General features: G+C 52.4%; 1 rRNA gene. It reads left to right on the plus strand.

What is annotated here, in order from left to right:
* Positions 1 to 3: 3 nt before the first annotated feature.
* Positions 4 to 1,516 (plus strand): 16S ribosomal RNA (locus VIR50_RS10200).
* The last annotated feature ends 15 nt before the right edge of the window (positions 1,517 to 1,531 follow it).

Here is a 1,531-nt window from a genome sequence, read left to right on the forward strand (position 1 = left end):
TTTTAAATTGAGAGTTTGATCCTGGCTCAGGACGAACGCTGGCGGCGTGCCTAACACATGCAAGTCGAGCGATGAAACTTCCTTCGGGAAGTGGATTAGCGGCGGACGGGTGAGTAACACGTGGGTAACCTGCCTCAAAGAGGGGGATAGCCTCCCGAAAGGGAGATTAATACCGCATAACATTATTTTATGGCATCATAGAATAATCAAAGGAGCAATCCGCTTTGAGATGGACCCGCGGCGCATTAGCTAGTTGGTGAGGTAAGGGCTCACCAAGGCGACGATGCGTAGCCGACCTGAGAGGGTGATCGGCCACATTGGAACTGAGACACGGTCCAGACTCCTACGGGAGGCAGCAGTGGGGAATATTGCGCAATGGGGGAAACCCTGACGCAGCAACGCCGCGTGAGTGATGAAGGTTTTCGGATCGTAAAACTCTGTCTTTAGGGACGATAATGACGGTACCTAAGGAGGAAGCCACGGCTAACTACGTGCCAGCAGCCGCGGTAATACGTAGGTGGCAAGCGTTGTCCGGATTTACTGGGCGTAAAGAGTATGTAGGTGGGTGCTTAAGTCAGATGTGAAATTCCCGGGCTTAACCTGGGCGCTGCATTTGAAACTGGGCATCTAGAGTGCAGGAGAGGAAAGTGGAATTCCTAGTGTAGCGGTGAAATGCGTAGAGATTAGGAAGAACACCAGTGGCGAAGGCGACTTTCTGGACTGTAACTGACACTGAGATACGAAAGCGTGGGTAGCAAACAGGATTAGATACCCTGGTAGTCCACGCCGTAAACGATGAATACTAGGTGTCGGGGGGTACCACCCTCGGTGCCGCAGCAAACGCATTAAGTATTCCGCCTGGGGAGTACGGTCGCAAGATTAAAACTCAAAGGAATTGACGGGGACCCGCACAAGCAGCGGGGCATGTGGTTTAATTCGAAGCAACGCGAAGAACCTTACCTAGACTTGACATCTCCTGAATTACTCTTAATCGAGGAAGTCCCTTCGGGGACAGGAAGACAGGTGGTGCATGGTTGTCGTCAGCTCGTGTCGTGAGATGTTGGGTTAAGTCCCGCAACGAGCGCAACCCTTATTGTTAGTTGCTACTATTAAGTTAAGCACTCTAACGAGACTGCCGCGGTTAACGTGGAGGAAGGTGGGGATGACGTCAAATCATCATGCCCCTTATGTCTAGGGCTACACACGTGCTACAATGGCTGGTACAACGAGCAGCAAACCCGCGAGGGGGAGCAAAACTTGAAAGCCAGTCCCAGTTCGGATTGTAGGCTGAAACTCGCCTACATGAAGTTGGAGTTGCTAGTAATCGCGAATCAGCATGTCGCGGTGAATACGTTCCCGGGTCTTGTACACACCGCCCGTCACACCATGAGAGCCGGTAACACCCGAAGCCCGTGAGGTAACCGTAAGGAGCCAGCGGTCGAAGGTGGGATTGGTGATTGGGGTGAAGTCGTAACAAGGTAGCCGTAGGAGAACCTGCGGCTGGATCACCTCCTTTCTAGGGAGAATGGAA

Source organism: Prevotella sp. (assembly GCF_036570325.1).
Lineage (GTDB): Bacteria > Bacteroidota > Bacteroidia > Bacteroidales > Bacteroidaceae > Prevotella.